Source organism: Vreelandella sp. ssv, from assembly GCF_059448525.1.
Window position 1 is genome coordinate 4,141,993 of record NZ_CM182545.1, and the last position, 18,864, is coordinate 4,160,856.

18 protein-coding genes are annotated in these 18,864 nt (G+C 55.4%); 8 read left to right on the forward strand and 10 right to left on the reverse strand.

All coding sequences use genetic code 11. The features are described from left to right. From pcaF to AC5TBW_RS19000, 5 genes are all read right to left on the reverse strand, one after another. Positions 1 to 1,203, reverse strand: a complete 1,203-nt coding sequence (pcaF, locus tag AC5TBW_RS18980) for a 3-oxoadipyl-CoA thiolase (protein ID WP_495511992.1) — start codon at positions 1,201 to 1,203, stop codon at positions 1 to 3. Positions 1,204 to 1,228: 25 nt separating this feature from the next. After that, on the reverse strand, positions 1,229 to 2,002 hold the full coding sequence (locus AC5TBW_RS18985) for a CoA-transferase subunit beta (protein WP_495510041.1): 774 nt from the start codon (positions 2,000 to 2,002) through the stop codon (positions 1,229 to 1,231). Further along, positions 2,002 to 2,832 (reverse strand): CoA transferase subunit A, encoded by an 831-nt coding sequence (locus AC5TBW_RS18990; RefSeq protein WP_495510042.1) that lies wholly within the window; start codon positions 2,830 to 2,832, stop codon positions 2,002 to 2,004. The genes AC5TBW_RS18985 and AC5TBW_RS18990 overlap by 1 nt, the downstream gene beginning before the upstream one ends. Before the next feature lie 199 nt (positions 2,833 to 3,031). Beyond that, complete coding sequence (locus AC5TBW_RS18995; RefSeq protein WP_495510043.1) at positions 3,032 to 4,360, reverse strand: class-II fumarase/aspartase family protein; 1,329 nt, start codon at positions 4,358 to 4,360, stop codon at positions 3,032 to 3,034. Between the two features lie 119 nt (positions 4,361 to 4,479). Further along, positions 4,480 to 5,163: a TetR/AcrR family transcriptional regulator gene (locus AC5TBW_RS19000; RefSeq protein WP_495510044.1), complete on the reverse strand. Its 684-nt coding sequence runs from the start codon at positions 5,161 to 5,163 to the stop codon at positions 4,480 to 4,482. 167 nt (positions 5,164 to 5,330) lie between these two features. Here AC5TBW_RS19000 and AC5TBW_RS19005 point away from each other — a divergent pair, with 167 nt between their 5' ends. The 7 genes from AC5TBW_RS19005 to AC5TBW_RS19035 all read left to right on the forward strand — a co-directional run bounded on the left by AC5TBW_RS19005 (position 5,331) and on the right by AC5TBW_RS19035 (position 12,891). Continuing rightward, positions 5,331 to 6,377, forward strand: coding sequence for a DctP family TRAP transporter solute-binding subunit (locus AC5TBW_RS19005; RefSeq protein WP_495510045.1), 1,047 nt, complete (start codon positions 5,331 to 5,333; stop codon positions 6,375 to 6,377). Between the two features lie 88 nt (positions 6,378 to 6,465). Then, positions 6,466 to 6,963, forward strand: a complete 498-nt coding sequence (locus AC5TBW_RS19010; protein ID WP_495510046.1) for a TRAP transporter small permease — start codon at positions 6,466 to 6,468, stop codon at positions 6,961 to 6,963. Then, entirely contained in the window at positions 6,960 to 8,225 is a 1,266-nt protein-coding gene (locus AC5TBW_RS19015) for a TRAP transporter large permease (RefSeq protein WP_009286280.1), read from the forward strand. The genes AC5TBW_RS19010 and AC5TBW_RS19015 overlap by 4 nt, the downstream gene beginning before the upstream one ends. 28 nt (positions 8,226 to 8,253) lie before the next feature. After that, a complete protein-coding gene (locus AC5TBW_RS19020) occupies positions 8,254 to 10,140 on the forward strand; it encodes a bifunctional sugar phosphate isomerase/epimerase/4-hydroxyphenylpyruvate dioxygenase family protein (protein WP_495510047.1) in 1,887 nt (628 codons plus the stop codon). After that, a complete protein-coding gene (locus AC5TBW_RS19025) occupies positions 10,137 to 11,015 on the forward strand; it encodes a shikimate dehydrogenase family protein (protein WP_495510048.1) in 879 nt (292 codons plus the stop codon). Before AC5TBW_RS19020 ends, AC5TBW_RS19025 begins: the two co-directional genes overlap by 4 nt. 131 nt (positions 11,016 to 11,146) lie before the next feature. Continuing rightward, positions 11,147 to 12,097, forward strand: a complete 951-nt coding sequence (locus tag AC5TBW_RS19030) for an AEC family transporter (protein ID WP_495510049.1) — start codon at positions 11,147 to 11,149, stop codon at positions 12,095 to 12,097. A 50-nt stretch (positions 12,098 to 12,147) separates the two neighbouring features. After that, complete coding sequence (locus AC5TBW_RS19035) at positions 12,148 to 12,891, forward strand: SDR family NAD(P)-dependent oxidoreductase (RefSeq protein ID WP_495510050.1); 744 nt, start codon at positions 12,148 to 12,150, stop codon at positions 12,889 to 12,891. Positions 12,892 to 12,904: 13 nt separating this feature from the next. On the opposite strand, the gene AC5TBW_RS19040 is transcribed toward AC5TBW_RS19035, so the two are convergent. From AC5TBW_RS19040 to AC5TBW_RS19055, 4 genes are all read right to left on the reverse strand, one after another. After that, positions 12,905 to 14,131, reverse strand: a complete 1,227-nt coding sequence (locus AC5TBW_RS19040) for a CaiB/BaiF CoA transferase family protein (protein ID WP_495510051.1) — start codon at positions 14,129 to 14,131, stop codon at positions 12,905 to 12,907. A gap of 104 nt (positions 14,132 to 14,235) precedes the next feature. Next, on the reverse strand, positions 14,236 to 15,741 hold the full coding sequence (locus AC5TBW_RS19045; protein WP_495510052.1) for a tripartite tricarboxylate transporter permease: 1,506 nt from the start codon (positions 15,739 to 15,741) through the stop codon (positions 14,236 to 14,238). Between the two features lie 27 nt (positions 15,742 to 15,768). Then, positions 15,769 to 16,275, reverse strand: coding sequence for a tripartite tricarboxylate transporter TctB family protein (locus tag AC5TBW_RS19050; protein WP_495510053.1), 507 nt, complete (start codon positions 16,273 to 16,275; stop codon positions 15,769 to 15,771). A gap of 72 nt (positions 16,276 to 16,347) precedes the next feature. Next, a complete protein-coding gene (locus AC5TBW_RS19055; protein ID WP_495510054.1) occupies positions 16,348 to 17,334 on the reverse strand; it encodes a Bug family tripartite tricarboxylate transporter substrate binding protein in 987 nt (328 codons plus the stop codon). Positions 17,335 to 17,594: 260 nt separating this feature from the next. On the opposite strand from AC5TBW_RS19055, the gene AC5TBW_RS19060 reads away from it, so the two are divergent. Next, a complete protein-coding gene (locus tag AC5TBW_RS19060) occupies positions 17,595 to 18,374 on the forward strand; it encodes an IclR family transcriptional regulator domain-containing protein (protein ID WP_495510055.1) in 780 nt (259 codons plus the stop codon). Here AC5TBW_RS19060 and aroQ read toward each other — a convergent pair. Continuing rightward, complete coding sequence (gene aroQ, locus AC5TBW_RS19065) at positions 18,367 to 18,810, reverse strand: type II 3-dehydroquinate dehydratase (protein ID WP_495510056.1); 444 nt, start codon at positions 18,808 to 18,810, stop codon at positions 18,367 to 18,369. The two genes, AC5TBW_RS19060 and aroQ, sit on opposite strands and share 8 nt — an antisense overlap. Between the last annotated feature and the right edge of the window lie 54 nt (positions 18,811 to 18,864).

The window sequence follows — 18,864 nt, forward strand, 5'->3', positions numbered from 1 at the left end:
TTAAACGCGTTCAATCAGGGTGGCGATACCTTGGCCGACACCGACGCACATGGTGCAAAGTGCGTAGCGTTTGCCGCTGTTTTGCAGCTCATGAGCAGCGGTGAGCAGCAGGCGTGCGCCGGACATGCCCAGCGGATGCCCCAGGGCAATCGCACCGCCGTTGGGGTTTACCCGCGGGTCGTCGTCTTTAAGCCCCAGATCGCGCATACACGCCAAGGCCTGAGCGGAGAACGCTTCGTTAAACTCAAACACATCAATCTCGTCCATCGAGATTCCGGTGCGCTTGAGTAGTTTTTGCACGGCCGGTACCGGCCCGTAGCCCATGATGCGCGGCTCTACGCCGGCCGTGGCCATGCCGATGATTTTCGCCATCGGCTTAAGACCATGCTGCTTGACCGCCCCTTCGCTGGCCACCAGCATCGCCGCGGCACCGTCGTTAACGCCTGACGCATTGCCTGCGGTAACGCTGCCGCCTTCACGGAAGGGCGTGGGCAAACCTGCCAACTTATCCAACGTGGTTTCACGCAGGTGCTCATCCTGATCAAAGATCAGCGGATCCTGTTTGCGACGGGGAATTTCAATGGCGGTGATCTCTTGGGCGAAACGCCCGGCCTTTTGTGCAGTGGCGGCTTTTTGCTGGGAGCGCAGAGCAAAGGCGTCTTGGTCTTCTCGAGAAATATTGAACTGCTCGGCGACGTTTTCCGCCGTTTCCGGCATGGAATCAACCCCAAACGCTTTCTTCATCAGCGGATTGATCAAGCGCCAGCCAATGGTGGTGTCTTCAAGCTTTTGATTGCGGGCGAAGGCACTGTCGGCCTTGCCCATCACATAGGGCGCTCGAGACATGGATTCAACGCCACCTGCCAGCGCCAGCTCCATTTCACCGGCTTTGATGGCGCGAAATGCCGTGCCGACCGCATCCATACCAGAGCCACACAGGCGATTCATGGTCGTGCCGGGCACTGAGGTAGGAATGCCCGCCAGTAGCGAGGACATACGCGCCACGTTGCGGTTATCTTCACCGGCCTGGTTGGCGCAGCCCATAAAGACTTCTTCAATCGCGGCGGGATCGAGGTCCGGCGCTTGTGCCAGTACGGCTTTAAAAATGCTCGCGGCTAAGTCATCCGGGCGCACGTTGGCCAGCGTACCGCCAAAGCGACCAATGGCGGTGCGGCGGGGATGGCAGAGATAGACGTCTTTCATCACAGCATCGCTCATAACAGTCTCCTTATTCGCCAGAGTGGGCACGCTCGGTACGCGCTTTTAATTCGCGCAGGATGGTCAGCTCTTTTTCGCTGGGCTTAGGGGTATTCTCAAGCTGTTCGGCAAAGCGCACTTCCCAACCGGTTGCATCAATTACATCCTCGCGGCTCACGCCCGGGTGCAGCGACACCACTACCAGCTCTTTGGTCTCAGGATCGGGCTTCATCACACACAGGTCAGTGATGACTCGAGTAGGTCCTTTGCCAATGTTGGGCACGTTATCGCGCCCTTTGCCGTCGCGGCCAAAGCCTAGCGTGGTGACAAAGTCGACATCTTTCACAAAGGCGCGCTTGGAGTGCTTCAGGGTGATAAAGACTTCACCGGCGTTGGTGGCAATTTCCGGCGCACCGCCGCCGCCCGGCAGGCGTACCTTGGGCGCTTTGTAATCACCGATCAGCGTCGTGTTAAGGTTAGCAAAACGGTCAATTTGCGCAGTGCCTAAAAAACCCACGTCGACTTTGCCGCCCTGCAGCCAGTAGCGGAACATCTCGGGCACTGCCACGGTGGTGAGGGCTGATTCGCACAGTTCACCATCACCGATGGAGAGCGGCAGAATATCGGGCTTGGTCTGCAGCGTGCCGGACTCATAAATCAGTACCACATCGGGGGCATGAGTAAGACGCGCCAAATTAGCGGCTTCTGAGGGCAGGCCAATGCCTACAAAACAGGTCATGCCGTTTTCCAGCGCCCGTGCGGCGGTCACCGACATCATTTCAGAAGAGGTATATTCCAGACTCATCAGGCTTGGCCTCCCACGTTATCGGCGGCATTAAAGACGTTGTCGTCGAGCCACTGGGTAAAGGTGTCGCGATCTCGGGCGATGGTATCCCACTCCTTGTAGAAGAGGTTGCTACGACCGTAATAGCCATGGGTGTACGAGGGCAGCGCGCCTTTCTCGGCTACCGCAATGGCGCTGATCGCCCAACTGGGAAGCACACAGGCATTAGGGTGAGCGTTGAGATCATCGACAATCTCCTCCACCGTCACGATGCTGTGTTTGGCCGCCAGTACCGCCTCTTTTTGCACGCCGACGATACCTTCCACCAGCACATTGCCTTGGCGATCCGCCCGCTGGGCGTGAATAATCGAGACATCCGGGCGCACCGAGGGCACAGCCGCTAGGCGCTCCCCGGTAAACGGGCACTCGATGAATTTGATTTGGTCGTTGACGCTGGGCAGTTCGCTGCCGATGTAGCCACGAAAAACCGCCAGTGGTAGTCCCGCTGCACCGGCTTCAAAGGCACAGGCCATGGCGGCGTGGCTATGCTCAAGAATCTCGATCTTATTCGGCCAGCCTTTCTCGACCGCATCACGCAGGCGGTGTAGCGATCCCACACCGGGGTTGCCACCCCAGGAGAAGATCACCTTTTTAGCGCAGCCCGCACCAATCATCTGATCGTAGATGATGTCGGGAGTCATGCGGATCAGCGTCAGGTCGCGCTTTTTCTGACGGATCACTTCGTGACCGGCGGCAAACGGAATCAGGTGGGTAAAGCCTTCCATGGCCACGGTGGCGCCGTCTTGGACGTAGCGCGCTACCGCGTCATGCAAGCTGAGAAACTCGGCCATGATGGGTGCCTCTTAGCGGGTCGTTGGCGTACTTGTTAGTAAACTGCAGCAGATTGTTCGTCAAGCGAACATAGATCCTCTATACGAACAATCTACTGCTGAACATTCATTGGGTCAAACCCAACGGCGCCCGCCAAGCGCACTTCCGAACCTATCAATCATTCCCCAGCCGAACTTAACACTTTGTTTTTAAATACGCTTATGGGGCTTCTAGCCATTTCCTGGCGCGCATGACCTGGGCGGCGCTGCTACCAAGGTATAAAGCGGGGTCGCAGGCATTACGCAGCGCATCGGGGTCTATGGCCCCTTTCACATCTGGATGATCGGTCAGCACCTCTGAATAGGGGCGTGATGCCTGGCGTGAGGTTTCAGCCGCTTCCGCGCTGACCGCTTTGGCTTTCTCCACGCCTAGCGTAGGTGCCAGCAAACGTGCGACTGGCTCGGCCATAATGCCGCCGCCGGTGGCCGCCAGGTTGCGCCACATGTTGTCGGGGTACACCTCAAGCCCCTCCAGCAGCACGGCCACTTGCTCTAGCGCACCCTCTACCAGCAGAGCGCTTTCCATCAACGGCGCCCACTCCGCATGCCACTCGCCCAACCCGCGCTCTAGCGGCTGCGCGGCAGCATTGATCAACACATTGGTATGGCCATGTACTTGCCGCGCCGCGCCGCGAATCAGCGCGCTGCGTACCGGGTTACGCTTATGGGGCATGGAAGAGGACTCCCCCATGCCGGGCGCTGACGGTTCAGCGACTTCGCCGACTTCAGTCTGGGTGAGCAGCGACACATCCAGGGCGATTTTTTCAGCGGCCCCCGCAACAGCATCTAACGCCGTACCGAGGGCATGAATCGGGTAGCGGTCGGTATGCCAGGGCAGCACCGGCACTGCTAGGCCTAACCGCTCGGCCAAAGCGTCCATCCACTCGAGCCCCAGATTATCCCAACCCGAGTGCACGCCCACCGCACCGCCAAACTGAACGGGAAGCTCAATGTTGCTTAAACGTCGGCGGCTCTGCTCCAGGCCAATCGCCCAATGAGCCACCTTGACACCAAAGGTAATCGGCAGCGCCTGCTGCATTAAGGTGCGCCCTACCATGGGCGTGTCGATATGCGCATCCATCAGCGCCATCGCGGCCGTGCGGCAGCGCAAGAGCAGATCGTCCAGTACTGCTAAACGCGGCTTAAGCAGCAGCATCAGCGCGGAGTCGACCACGTCCTGGCTGGTCGCGCCTTGATGCCAGTAGCGCTTGATCTCATCGGTGAGCAGCGCACGGCTCTGCTTAACGAAGGGGATCGCCACATTGCCACCGCTGGCGATGCCCGCCGCGATCTCTTCGCTATCGAAGGCAGCATTTTCCAACAATTCGCGCATTTGCTGGCTAACCCCAGCAGGTACCCCGCCACTGGCTTCCTGCACCTCAGCCAGGGCAAGCTCAAAGGCCAGCATGGCATCCACCATAGCGCCATCGTCACACTCAGCGACGGCGCGCTGACTCATAAAGGGGTGCTTTAAAAATGCGGCAGGCATGGGCGTTAAGCCTCCTATTAACATTGTTCAGAATCAGCTAAACAGTTCGTAAAAACATTATTCAGAACAGCACTGTACATATGTTCGCCATTCGAACTATACGCTAAATAGGCCGGTACTTACGATTTCGTCAGCGTAGCGTCGGTGCCCACGTAGCGTAATACCATCTCGGTAACGTGGTCTTCTAATTTGCGCTGGTTCTCAGGTGCGGCCTGATTCCAATCAAAAATACGCGAAAAAGTGTGTTGGTTTGAGACATTGAAAAACGACAGCGCGCTAATCAGCCAGTGCAGTTCCCGAGGATCCAGGCCTTCGCGAAAACAACCCTCCTCTACACCGCGGATATAGACGTTGGTGAGAACATCAATCACCCCGGCATTGAGTGATTGAATCAACTCTGACTGCGCCAAAAAGCGACCATGATGAATATTTTCGATCATTACCAGGCGAATAAAGTCAGGGTTTTTGGTGTGATGGCAGAAGGTAAACCGCACTAGCCGGCTGAGCGCTTCCAGTGGGGCCAAGTGATCAAGATCCAGCTCGGCCTCCTGTAGGCGTACTTTCTGGTAAGCGGCTTCCAGAGTGTGCAGGTAGAGCGTCTCTTTATCATTAAAGTAGTAATAAATCATGCGCTTGGAGGCGCGGGTTTTCTCGGCGATCTCATCGATCCGCGCCCCGGAGAGGCCTTTTTCTGAGAATTCGCGGGTAGCCACCCGAAGAATATCGGCGCGCACGGATTCGGGGTCATTTTTACGCCGTCGCCGAGCGGCAGGGGGGCTGGTCTTGGTCGAAGGAGCTGTCATAGAGCGTGCCTTTTATTGTCGTAGTCGTCTTTTGTCTAGTATGCCATAGCTTGACTGAACGTACCATTTCGTACATTGTTGCCTGGGAGAGGGTTCAAAGGCCACGCACGCCACTGCTAAAGGCTTTTTCACCCCCCTGACAACGGCCCAATAAGAGGACAACAACAATGTCTTTATGCCCACTGTTTGCACTAAAACCCAACTCTGTGAAACGCGCCTTAACGACTGCGGTCGCCGTCGCCGCGCTCGCTTCCGCAGCAACCGCTTCTGCGCAAACGCTGCGCTTTGCCCACGTTGACCCGGATGACTGGACCACTTCGAAAAAAGGCGCGGCTGCGCAAGTGTTCAAAAACCTGGTGGAAGCCGAAACTGACCTCACCGTTGAGGTCTACCCCGCTGGAGCGCTAGGCGGTGAAACCGAGCTAATTGAAGGCGCCCAGGATGGCACCATCAGCATTGCGATGGTCTCCGGCGCCTATGCCAATTTCTGCCCGGCGGTCGCGGTAACGGATATTCCTTACACCTTCCCGTCAGCACCAGTGGCGTGGCAAGTAATGGACGGCGAGTTTGGCACAGCGCTCGCCGAACACTGCTTGCAGCAAACCGGCCTGCGTACATTAGCCTACGGCGAAACAGGTTTCCGTCACTTCACTAACTCCGTGCGCCCGATCAACTCGCCCGAAGATATGGAAGGCTTAAAATTCCGTGTGCAAACCATCCCGCTCTACCTGGAGATGGTCAGCGCCTTGGGCGGTGAGCCCCAGGGCATCGCTTGGGGAGAAGTACCGACAGCGCTTGCGACCGGCGTAGTTGATGGTCAGGAGAATCCCATCTCGGTGATCTACGGCAATAACTTCTACGAGTTTCAGGATTACCTGACTCTGGATCGCCACGTTTACGGTGTCGATCACCTGCTGATTAACGATGAGATATTCCAGTCGCTTACCGAAGAAGAGCAAGCAGCAGTGAAGCGAGCAGCTGTTGTTGCCGGCACCACCGGTCGCGCCATTCAGCAGTTCAACTCGGCAGAGGGGATCACCAAGCTGGAAGCAGAGGGCATGGAAATCACCCAGCCCACCGCTGAACAGATGGAGGCTTTCCGTGAAGCCGCCCAGCCGCCGGTTCAGGCGTACCTGACCGAAGAGCTTGGTGATGACGCAGAGTGGATTGAGCGTCTCTCTTCCGCTGTGGAAGAGGCTTCCGCGCGCTTCTAATCCCCGCCTGATCAAAGCGCTTTGCGAGTGGGCCTTAGGTGGACCACTCGCGACCCTGCGCGCCTGACTACCGATTGAAGGTGCTCTTATGTCTCATCTTCTTGCCCGAATACATCGCGGCCTGATCCTATTCAATGGCAGCTTGGCAGGGCTTGCCATGGTATTGATTTTTCTGCTGGTCGCCGGCAACGCCTTTGCGCGCTACACCTTTGGCGGCTCCATTACCTGGGGGGAAGATACCGCCATCTACCTGATGATTTACGGCCTGATGTTTGGTATGTCCTGGGCGTACCTACAGGACAAGCACATCGGCTTTGACCTTATTCGACGCCTGCTGCCGCCGCGCTGGATGCACTGGCAGGCGGTGGCTGTCGACTTGGTGGTGCTCGTGGTAGGGATTGGCTTGATGGTGTCAGCGGTTGAATTCATCGCCTCCCGCGGAGGCCGCACCTCGTCGAGCACAGGAATGCCGATGTGGCTCTTTCAAGCCTCCATGCTCATTGGTGGCGGACTGCTCAGTCTCTCTGCCCTGGTGATGGGTGCGCGACGTTTGAGCGAGCACACCAGTGAGGAGGCGTCACCATGATTTTCATACTGCTGTTAGCCCTTGTACTGCTTGGCGTACCGTTTGCCTTTGCCATTCTCGGCTCATTGACGGTGTTAATGAGCACCGGCGATTTGCCCTACCACATCCGTATCGTCTCGCAGCAGTTTTTCGGCGGCATGGAGTCCTTCCCGCTACTGGCGATCCCACTGTTCATTCTGGCCGGCGAGCTAATGAATGAAGCGGGTATCACCCACCGAATTATTAATCTGGCCACGGCCATTGTTGGTCGTCTTAAAGCCGGGTTGGCCCACGTCAATATCTGGGCATCAGTTATTTTTGCCGGCCTCTCTGGTTCGGCCATTGCCGACACCTCCGCACTTGGGCGGGTGTTTATACCGTCGATGGAGAAAGAGGGCTACCCACGTGATTTTGCCGCTGCTCTGACCGCGGCCTCTTCGGTCATTGGCCCGATTATCCCACCGAGTATCCCGGTGATTATCTATGCGCTCACGGTTTCCGGTGTGTCGGTACCGGGGCTGTTTTTGGCTGGTATCGTGCCGGGCTTTTTGCTGGCGCTGGGGCTCTCCATCTACGTCTACTTTTTCGCCGGTGATTTGGGCGCCACGCAGTCAAAACAGCAGTCGCGCCGCCACGCGCTCCTTCACGGCCTGCTGCCCGCGCTCATGCCGGTGTTTGTGGTCGGAGCCATTCTTGCCGGTATCGTCACGCCCACCGAGGCGGCGGCTTTTGCCGTGGTCTACGCACTGATTCTGGGCGTGGTGCTCTACCGTAATATCAAACTGGTTAACCTGCCCGGTATCTTTGCTCGCGCCATGCGTGACAGCGCCGTGATCATGGTCATCATGGGTGCCGTTGCCGCCGCCAACTGGGTGTTAACGTTCGAGCGCGTGCCCAACATGCTCACCGAGTGGGCGCTGATGAGCATCGATACCCAGTGGACCTTCCTGATCGCTGTCATTCTCCTGCTACTGGTGGTGGGGCTGTTTTTAGAGGGTATCGCGGCCATTTTAGTACTGGTGCCAATCCTCCACCCCATCGCCATGGCGCTGGGTATCGACCCACTGCACTTCGGCATCGTGGTGATCTTCAACCTGATGATGGGGCTGATTACGCCACCCATGGGGCTCTGCCTGTTTGTTGCCGACTCTGTCTCCGGCGTGGGAATGGGGCCGATTATCCGCCGCATTCTGCCGATGCTGGGCGTGCAGTTTTTGATTCTGCTGCTGATTACTTTCGTACCAGCACTGGTCACTTTCCTGCCGCGCCTGGCGGGTTACTGATGCTACTCAATGTAAGGAGCGTGATGCCATGTACTCATCCATTGCCACGGTTTGCCTAAGCGGCTCGCTGGAAGAGAAGGTAGACGCCATTGCTCAGGCAGGCTTTGAGGGGCTTGAGCTGTTTGAAAACGATCTAACCGCGTTCACCGGAACGCCGCGGGAGGCTGGCGAGCTGATTCGCTCGCGCGGCCTTAAGCTGGTCACGCTGCAACCGTTTCGCGATTTTGAAGGTCTTCAGGGACGCGCGCGGGAGCGGGCTTTCGACCGGGCCGAGCACAAGTTTGACCTGATGGAAAAACTCGGCACGGACCTGCTGATGGCGTGCAGTACCGTCCACCCTGATTCACTACCGGGGTTAAGCCGCGCCGCCGATGACTACTATGAACTGGGCGAGCGTGCCGCGCGACGTAACCTGCGCGTGGCCTATGAGGCGCTGGCCTGGGGCCGCCATATTCACGACTACCGCGACAGCTGGGAAGTAGTGCGCCGTGCCGCTCACCCCAATGTCGGCCTGGTACTGGACACCTTCCATATCTTCTCCCGCCAGACGGAGCTAGGCACCATTGGCCGCATTCCGGGGGATCGCATCTTCCTGGTACAGACCGCCGATGCGCCGCGCCTCTCCATGGATCACCTGTCGTGGAGCCGCCACTATCGCTGCTTCCCTGGCCAGGGAGAGCTGCAGATGGATAAGTTCATGGCCATGCTGGAAGAGACCCGCTACGACGGCCCGCTCTCCCACGAGATATTTAATGATGTCTTCCGCATGGGCCACAGCGACCAGACTGCCCGTGACGGTTTACGCTCGTACAATTTGCTTCGCAGCATGCAGAGTGACAGCGGCATTCCCGCGCCCCAGCCGATCGAGTCGGTAGCCTTTCTGGAAATCGCCGTTGAACCCGATGATTTGAAATCGCTGCGCGAGTTACTCAGCGCGTTGGGCATGGCCTGCGTGGGGCGACACCACACGCTGAATGCCGAGCGTTGGGCAGCGGGTGACGTCAATCTGGTGCTCAACACCGACGCGAGTTTCACCGGTCGTGTGCCGGGGCGCGACGCTACCGCCATCACTGCCATTGGCCTGCGCGTGGGCAACGCTTATGAAGCGTTCAAGCGCGCGGACAAACTGGGTTATGCCATCGTTGAGCCCGAAGAGGTGGGCGCCAGCCACCGTATGAGCGCACTGCGCAATGTGGACGGTAGCCTCTCCTATATTATTGATGACTCACAGCTAAGCCGTACCTGGGACCGCGAGTTCCCTGTCGATGTGCAGCCCGTCCCCCAGGGGGCGCTAGTGGATATCGACCACATAAGCGTGGCGCTCTCCTACCACGACTACCTCTCGCTGATGCTGCAGTACCGCGCTATTTTCCAGCTGGCGCCAACCCCCTCCTTCGATGTGACCGACCCGCGCGGTCTTATCCAAAGCCAAGTGCTGCAGAACGACAACGGCCGCTTCCGCCTGGCGCTTAACGCCAGTGCCTCGCCGGATACCGCCAGCAACCGTTTTGTGCGCCAGTACGGCGGCTCGGGGATTCATCATGTCGCCCTGCGCACTAACTCCATGCGCGACACCAGCGCCGCACTGCAGCAGGCGGAGACAGCAGTGCTGCCAATTCCCGGTAATTACTACCGCGATCTGGCGGCGCGCTTCGACCTACCGGCGCAAACCCTGCAATGGATGCAAGAGCACCATATCCTCTTTGATCAGGACAGCGGCGGCGACTTCCATCAGCTATATACCCAACCCGGCCGTCAGGCGTTCTTCTTTGAACTGGTGGAGCGTGAGGGTTACCAAGGGCTGGGCGCGCCAAATGCGTTTGTGCGTGTGACCGCGCAGCAGCGACTGGAAGCTGAAATTGACGGCATTGCCCAAGAAACGCCAAACCATGACACAGGGGAGAACCAAGCATGATCAAACTCGGATTGGTAGGCGAAGGCATCGCCAAATCGCAATCTCCCGATTTGCACGAACGCCTGGGTGCCTCGGTAGGCGAGCCGGTACGCTACGATTTAGTCGATAGCCGGGGGGTGGCAGATTTTGATTTTCCCAGCGCCATCCAAACGTTGCGCACCGAGGGTTATCGTGGCACCAACGTTACTTTCCCCTTTAAAGAAAGAGCTGCACAGCTGGCCGATATCCGCGGTGAAGGCGTACAGCGGGTAGGCACTGCCAACACACTGCTGTTTGACGCTGAGGGGCTGCGCGCTGAAAACACTGACTACACAGGCTTTATCAGCGCTTACCGCCACTCTTTCGGCAACCAGCCAGCGGGCGATGTACTTTTGATCGGCGCTGGAGGCGTGGGCCGCGCGGTGGCCTGTGCATTAGGCGAACTGGCAGCAAACTGCATTCATATTCTTGAACGCGATAGCGCTCGGGGGGAAAGCCTTAGCCGTGACCTTAACGCCATGGGTATAACCGCAGATTGCATCACGCCGGAGCAGGCGCAGCGAGAACTGCCTCAGTGGCAGGGTGTGGTTAACTGCTCGCCCATTGGTCACATCAACCACCCTGGCTGCCCGATTGATACCGCTGGGCTGGGTGCCCAACATTGGGTCTTTGATGCGGTTTACATCCCCGCTCACACCGAGCTCCTAAAGGCCGCCCATCAGGCGGGCGCCAAAACACTTTCGGGCGTTGATCTGTTTGTGTTTCAGGGGGTGGATGCATTTCGCTTTTTTACCGCTGACCGTATCGCCCCTGAACAGATTGATCCTCATGTGATCCCGCTACGTACGCACTATATAGAGCAGCTCGTCACGCCGTCTGCACACGCCATGCCATAAAATGCTGGTTATGTGGCGCACAATACAAAGCTCTTGTTACAGAGTTATGACCACGAAGCACTGGCAAAATGACGTACAATTATTCGTGATTCGAACATGACTATCTGTCTTCATGCGCTTAAGAGGCCGCGATGCTCGCTATTCTTAGTATTACGACACCCATATTCCTACTGATTGGTTTAGGGTATTTAGCGAGGTGGAGCGGTATTATCCAGCGCGAACAGATGCAGGGGGTCGGCGTATTTGTGCTCTACTGCGCGCTACCTGCCCTTGTGATTCGCGCGTTAACCCAGCAGCCTCTGGAAGAGATTTTTCAGCTCAACTACCTGATCGCTTATGGCCTGGGCTCCATTGCTATTTTTAGTGCAGGATTGCTGCTTTGTTTGAAGCTAAAGCGTCAACCACTGAATGCCAGTGCGATGCAGGCATTGGGTATGGCGGCATCCAACAGCGGTTTTGTCGGCTACCCTGTTGCCGTTATGGTGATTGGCTCCCCAGCGGCGGTGCTTTTGGCGCTAAACATGGTGATTGAGACATTGATCATTATCCCTGTGGCGCTGATTCTGGCTGAAATGGGCAGCCACCACGGAACCAGCATTTGGCAAACGGTTAAGCAAACGGCCTATAGCCTCATCAAAAACCCCGTGCTGGTAGGCTTACTGGTCGGTATTTTCTTGGCAGTGAGTGGACTTAAGATTCCAAACCCGCTGTTTAAAGCCATCGATATGCTGGCAGAAGCTGCGGGGCCAGCGGCACTGTTTGTGATCGGCGGCGCGCTATTTGGCTTGCAGGTTAAAGGCATGGCAAGGGATGTTAGTCAGATTGTTGTCGGTAAACTCCTCATTCATCCTTTGGTCATTTTTATCGCCTTTTATCTAATGCCCGGCATTGATCCACTCTACATGGCGGGAGCGGTGCTGTTCGCTGCCTCGCCGATGATCAGCATTTACCCACTGCTTGGCCAACGCTATAACTTGGGCGGTGTCAGTGCTGCCACGATGCTGGTGGCGACAGTGGCGTCCTTCTTTACGCTTAGTCTGATCATCTGGCTACTTACATTGTCTGGGCTAATGACGTTTTAAGTCCTGAATTCATACAAAAACAAACATTATTGCAGTCAAGGATAATCAAAATGCACAATGTCGCCGATCAAAACAGAACCTCTCAACAACCTTGCGCCGTGGTTACCGGTGGGGCGAGGAATATCGGTCAAGCCATTGCGCTGCGTCTCCAGCAGGATGGCTACCAAGTTATCGTGGTGGATATCGTTGAACCGGAGGCGGACTCTTTACAAGTAGACGCCTATCAGGTCGATCTTGCCGATGCCGACGCTACTCGTCGTGTAATGGCGGAAATCGCCAAGCGTTATCCAGTCTCCCGGCTGGTCAACAACGTGGGTATCGTCGCCCCGGCAATGCTTGAAGAGACACAGCTAGCAGACTTCGACACATTGATGCATCTGAATGTGCGCTCGGCACTAATATGCACTCAAGCGCTGCTGCCTACGATGAAAGCTAACGGCATGGGGCGCATCGTACTGAACACCAGCCGCGTGGTATTGGGTAAGGAGGCGCGCACTATCTATAGCGCTACTAAAGGGGCGCTGCAATCCATGGCCCGGACGTGGGCGCTGGAGCTGGCGGAACACGGCATCACGGTCAACTGCGTTGCTCCTGGGCCTATTGCCACCAGCGCCTTCTGGCAGAACAATCCGCCCGATTCCGAACGCGCTCGCCGCATCATTGATAATATCCCGCTACAGCGCATGGGGCAGCCTGAAGATGTGGCCCAAGCCGTCAGTTTCTTTTGCGACGAACGCAGCGGCTTCGTTACCGGTCAGACTCTTTTCGTGTGCGGAGGGGTCACGGTCGGCTAGACAAACCTTGCGCCTATTTCACCACCCCTTTTTGCCGCAATACGCTGATGTCAGAAGCACTTTTACGCAATAAGCGTTCTAAGACGTTATCCGTATCTTCACCCAGGCGCGGCGGTGGTTTGTGATACTCCAAGGGTGTCCGGGAGTACTTGATGGGGTTGGCCACGCCGGGCACTGTGCCGGTTTCACTCTCCAGCGCGATTTGCATATTCCGCGCTTGCACTTGGGGGTCATCAAAGACCTGAGCAATATTCTGAATCGGTCCGCAGGGGACGCTGATAGCACTCAGCATCTCAATCCAATCGTGGCTGGTGCGACGCTGTGTGATTTGCACCATTACCGGAATCAGGTCGAGCCGATGCTTGACCCGCTCGGGATTGGTGCTGAAACGGGGATCAACGGCTAGCTCGGGCCGCCCCACTGCTTCACAGAAACGCTTGAACTGCCCATCATTACCGATCGCGATAATGACTTTTTCGCCGTCAGCGGTAGGGAACGGCTGGTAAGGCACGAGATTGGGGTGATACTCACCAGTACGGGTCGGCGGGGTGCCGCTGCAGAAGTAGTTAAGCGCCTGATTGGCCAGCCAGCTCACTTGAACATCAAGCAACGCCATATCGATATATTGGCCCTCACCTGTTTGATGAAGGTGGTGCAGCGCACCGAGAATCGCAATGGTCGCATTCATACCTGTGGTTAGATCAGAGACCGCCATACCCACCCGCTGCGGCCCGGCGCCCGGCTCGCCGTCTGCCGCTCCGGTAATGCTCATCAACCCCGCTTGGGCTTGGACCAAGTAGTCATAGCCGGCCATGGACGCCATTGGCCCCGTCTGGCCAAACCCCGTAATTGAGCAGTAAATCAGCCTCGGATTGATCGCCTCTAACGTAGCGTAATCGAGCCCTTTACGTGCCAATCCGCCACTTTTGAAATTCTCTACCAGAATATCGCTTTCAGCCGCCAGTTCGCGCACCAGCGCCTGGCCTTCCGGCTGGGCGATATCCACGGTCACCGAATGTTTGCCCCGATTGGCGGAAAGATAATAGGCCGATTCCGAGGTATCGTTGCCCTCTCGGTCTTTTAGCCAGGGCGGACCCCAGTGGCGGGTATCATCACCCAGCGTGGGGTGTTCGATCTTAATGACCTCGGCCCCCATATCGGCCAGTATCTGCGTGCACCATGGACCCGCCATCACACGGCTTAAATCCAGTACGCGCAAGCCTGCCAACGGACCCGCCATCGCGTCATCTCCCACTTAGATATTGTGATTGTCACTGCTTGGCAGCGCTATTGATCCATCACCTGCCTCTCCCTGACGGGCAGTGCCGCCAGAGAGACTCATGGTCAAGTGCGTTTCGACACTGTATCGGTCTGGTGGGACTTCCGGCGTCCTTCCAGAAAGCGATAGAACGCCAAGGCAATCGAGCCCACTGTCAGCGCGATAAAGAACCAGGTGATCGGGCCACGCACAAAGATAGACAGATCATTGGAGCCGATTAAGAGCGAGCGACGCAGGTTATCTTCGAACATCGGGCCCAGGATAAACCCGATAAGAAAGGGTGCGGCAGGTATGGCAGCGCGGTTGAAGATATAACCCAGTACTCCGAAGGCCAGCATCAACCCCACATCGAACGTGTCGTTATTAACCGCGTAGGCGCCGTAAACACAAAACATCAGAACAATGGGAAAGAGAATCGGTTTGGGAATATCAGCAATCAGTGAGAAATACTTGATGGCAACATTACCGACCACCAGCAGGATAACCGAGCTGAGCATGATGCCCATGAACAATGCATAGATCAGAGAGAGATTCTCTTGGAACATCAGCGGTCCAGGCGTCAACCCATGCACCATGAAGGCACCAAGAATGATTGCCGTGATGACATCGCCTGGGATCCCTAACGAAAGCAGGGGAATCATCGTCGCGCCAGCAACACCATTATTGCCAGCCTCGGCAGCGGCGACCCCCTCAACCTCGCCTTTGCCGAAATTAGCCTTGTTGGGAGATCGCCTACGGGCATCGCTATAGGAAATGAAAGCCGCCGCAGTGGCTCCGGTTCCTGGAATGGCCCCGATAATGACACCAATCAAGCTCCCGCGAACAATGCTTTTCATACAGCGTTTAAGCTCGGAGAAAGACAAACCTGCACCGCTCGCTTTGGCCTTGATATGAGGCACTGCTTTCTTGCGATAGAACTCGATAATCTCCGGTATGGCAAACAGACCGATCAACAAGGGAATAAAGGAGATGCTATCCATCAGGTTATAGCTGCCAAAGGTAAGGCGCTGAGAGCCGAAGACATCGTCCAGCCCCACCATGGAAAGCAGGATACCCAGCAATGCAGCCATCAACCCTTTAATCATGGAACCGCTGGCAAGCGAGATAATGATGGTCAAGGAGAAGCAGATCAGCCAGAAAAACTCTGGCGCACCAAAATTGAGTGCGATCTTGGCCAGATAAGCGGCAAAGAAGATCAAGGCGATATTAGAGATAAAATCAGCGATAACCGAGGAGTAGAGCGCCGCCTTGAGGGCTTTTTTCGCGTGCCCCTGCTGCGCCATAGGATAGCCATCAAGCAACGTACAGGCGGAGGCTGGTGAGCCGGGCGTTCGTATTAAGATGGCTGTAATCGAGCCCCCGTACATGCCGCCCTTGTAAATCCCGACCAATAGCAGGATGGCTGCGATGGGCTGCATCGAGAAGGTAAATGGCAATGCCAAAGCAACCGCCATTGTGGCCGTCAAGCCTGGGATAGATCCAACGACCACCCCAATGACCACGCCCACCGCAATCGCCAGGAAGTTCTCCAAGCTAACGAAGAGGTGTATGACTTCCGAAAAATTTTCCATAGCTCATCCAGAATAAAAATTAGCGATTCAGAGCCAAATTGGCATTATCGGAAGCGGCACATTCATTACTTCAACAAACAAGAATGCAACGACGATAGGAAACAGGAACGCCATGCTATAGACCCACCACGTGCGGACAGGGTGCGCTACGAACAGGACCAGCGTTGCCAGAATGCCGCAGAATACCGCCCCCATCGATTCAAACAGCGCTACATAGATCCCTAAAGCGACGATCATCATGAAAAAACGCCGTGGCGAGCCTTTTTCAATCGTTCGCTCGTCCTCCTCACTAGGGCCAGATACCAGCACCCCCTGAAAGATGAGTAGTATGGAAAACAGCACTATCAACCAGCCCACGATACGCGGCAGCCATTGGGGCGACATCATCGGGTTTTGCAGTATCGGTGGTTCATTGATGTAGTTGGGTACCAGGTAAAAAACCAGCACAAGGGCAAAACCAAGCAGGACTACCCCAGCTATCACATCACCCATGTCCTTTATCTTCACCCGGCGATGGGGGTCCGATGTTGTCATCGCTGCCTTCTCCAAAGAAACAAGACAGGCGAGGGCTATGCCCTCGCCTTTACTTACGGGTGACTGCTTAGCTTATTGGCTGATGCCAGCCTGCTGGGCAACCTCTTTCCAACGCTGCAAGTCATCAGTGATGAACTGCTTGAACTCTTCACCAGCAACTTGGCCTGGTTCAGCGCCTAATTGCTCGGCGAAATCCAGAAACTCCTCACGCTCCATAACGTTAGCGAGGGCTTCGCGCATTTTACTCTGCGCTTCTTCAGGGAAAGAGCTGTGAGCAATCAGTCCAAACCAGGCAGTCGTGATGAACTGGTCCAGATTGTATTCACCGATTTCCGACAGCGTCGGAACATCGGGAAGGTACTCGGAGCGCTCAGCGGAAGTGACGGCAAGCGCACGCAGGTCGCCGGAACGTATGTGCGAAAGCACCGTTGGCATGTTCTCAAACGACACATCTACATCGCCGCCCAGTAACGCAGGAAGCGCCGCGCCACTGCCCGCAAAAGGCACGGCGGTCATGTTGGTATCAGTCAGTGTCTTAAATAATTCGCCAGACATGTGGATGGAACTACCCACGCCACTGTGGCTAAAAGTCATATTCTCTTCTTTCGCGGCTTCCACGAAATCAATGACATTTTCGTAAGGGCTATCGGCCGGTACCACCATCACATTGGGGATATCGATCATGTTTTGAAGAAAGACAAAATCTTCAACAGGATCATAAGTTAGATCAGGGTAGATCGCGGCGCCGATAGTATGGCCTGGGGATGCCATCAAAATTGTGTGATCGGCATCGCGCCCACCACGGGCGAGACGACCAGTCCCTACCGTAGAACCTGCGCCTGGGCGATTCTCCACAATGACATTCGCGTCGAGTTCTTGCTGAAGAAGGTCGGCAACACGACGCGACAGTACATCGGTAGTGCCGCCAGGAGCGTAAGGAACTACCAGACGCACATCTTTAGTCGGCCATTCATCAGCGCTGGCGGAGGAAACAGTAAGCCCAAGCGCCAGTGCGCTACCGCAGGCAGCCAGATATGCAGAGCTAAGGATTTTATTCATTTTTCTTCCTGTGCGTTGTTAAATCATTATCATGCTTAATTATTGTTCGTAATACGTACATATATTCGTAACTTGATCGTCGAGATTACTTTGTTGCTAACCTATTAAAAAACACAACTTTAGTAGCAGAGAGCACTAAACACTGCTTTACAGGGTCGGCAGCATGTCAATGCGGATATTTTTACAAACACAAAAGTTCGCAATGCGAACATTTTTGCGTTAATCTTCTCTGTTAGATTTCGAGGCAATGGATGATAAAAATGCAGGAAGAGATGCTGAGTGAAGATAGCCGTGATTTTGTAACAGCGTTGGCTAGCGGCTTGGAGGTTATCCAGGCATTCGATCACGAGCATCCGCGTATGACATTAAGCGAAGTTGCTTCGCGGACAGGAATGAACAGAGCAAAAGCCAGGCGTTTTTTACTCACTCTCCATGCCCTAGGCTATGTCCGTAAGCAGCAACGCTATTTTGAATTGGCGCCCCGGGTCCTTCAGCTAGGTTATGCTTTTTTATCGGCGAATAATTATAGGGATGTTATTCAACAATATTTAGAAGATATTACCGCTGAAACAGGGGAGTCATCGTCGCTCGGCGTACTTGATGGTAGTGATGTTATTTATGTGGCTCGTTCAGCAGCCAAACATCGTTTAATGGCGATTACGCTATCAGTGGGGACAAGGCTGCCTGCCGCGCATACTTCCATGGGGCGCATACTCCTAGCCCAACTCAGCGATACTGACCTTGATCACTTCTTAACGTCGGCTGTGCTTGAAGCCTATACCGATAAAACGGTGACCGACGTCGATGAACTCCGAAGCCAGATAATCACAGCACGGCAGCAAGGTTATGCTATTTCTGATCAGGAGCTAGACTCCGGTCTTCGTTCTATTGCGGTGCCCGTCTACGACGCCAAGCAGCATTTAATGGGCGCAATCAACATCAGTACCAACGCTGCCCGGGTCGATCTCGACACATTGATCAATGTGTATCTGCCTGTTTTAAAAAATAAAATAGAGCAAATACGATTACATATTAATTAGTCGCCACCATCACCGCCTCTAACGCAGCTTTATAGCCTTGAACCCCTAGTCCGGCAATTACACCATCGGCACGCAGCGAGACATAGGAGTGATGCCGGAAGGCTTCTCGCTTGTGCACATTAGATAGGTGCACCTCAATCACTGTGCCATCGAAAGCATTAAGGGCATCAAGAATAGCTACGGAGGTATGCGTATAGGCAGCCGGGTTCACAATGATGGCCTGGGTGCCATCAAGACGCGCGGCATGGATCGCATCAATCAAGGCGCCCTCATGATTACTTTGCAAACACAGTATGTCCCAGTCGGCCATTACCGCTTTCTCTCTCAACATGTTATTCACATCATCTAATGTCGTGTAACCATAGATCTCAGGTTGACGGCTACCAAGCAAATTTAAATTAGGCCCATGTAATACCAGTACCTTTCCTTTACTCATAACGTTTTACTGCCCTAAATGTATTGAACATATCAATGATCATGGTTGCTCTAT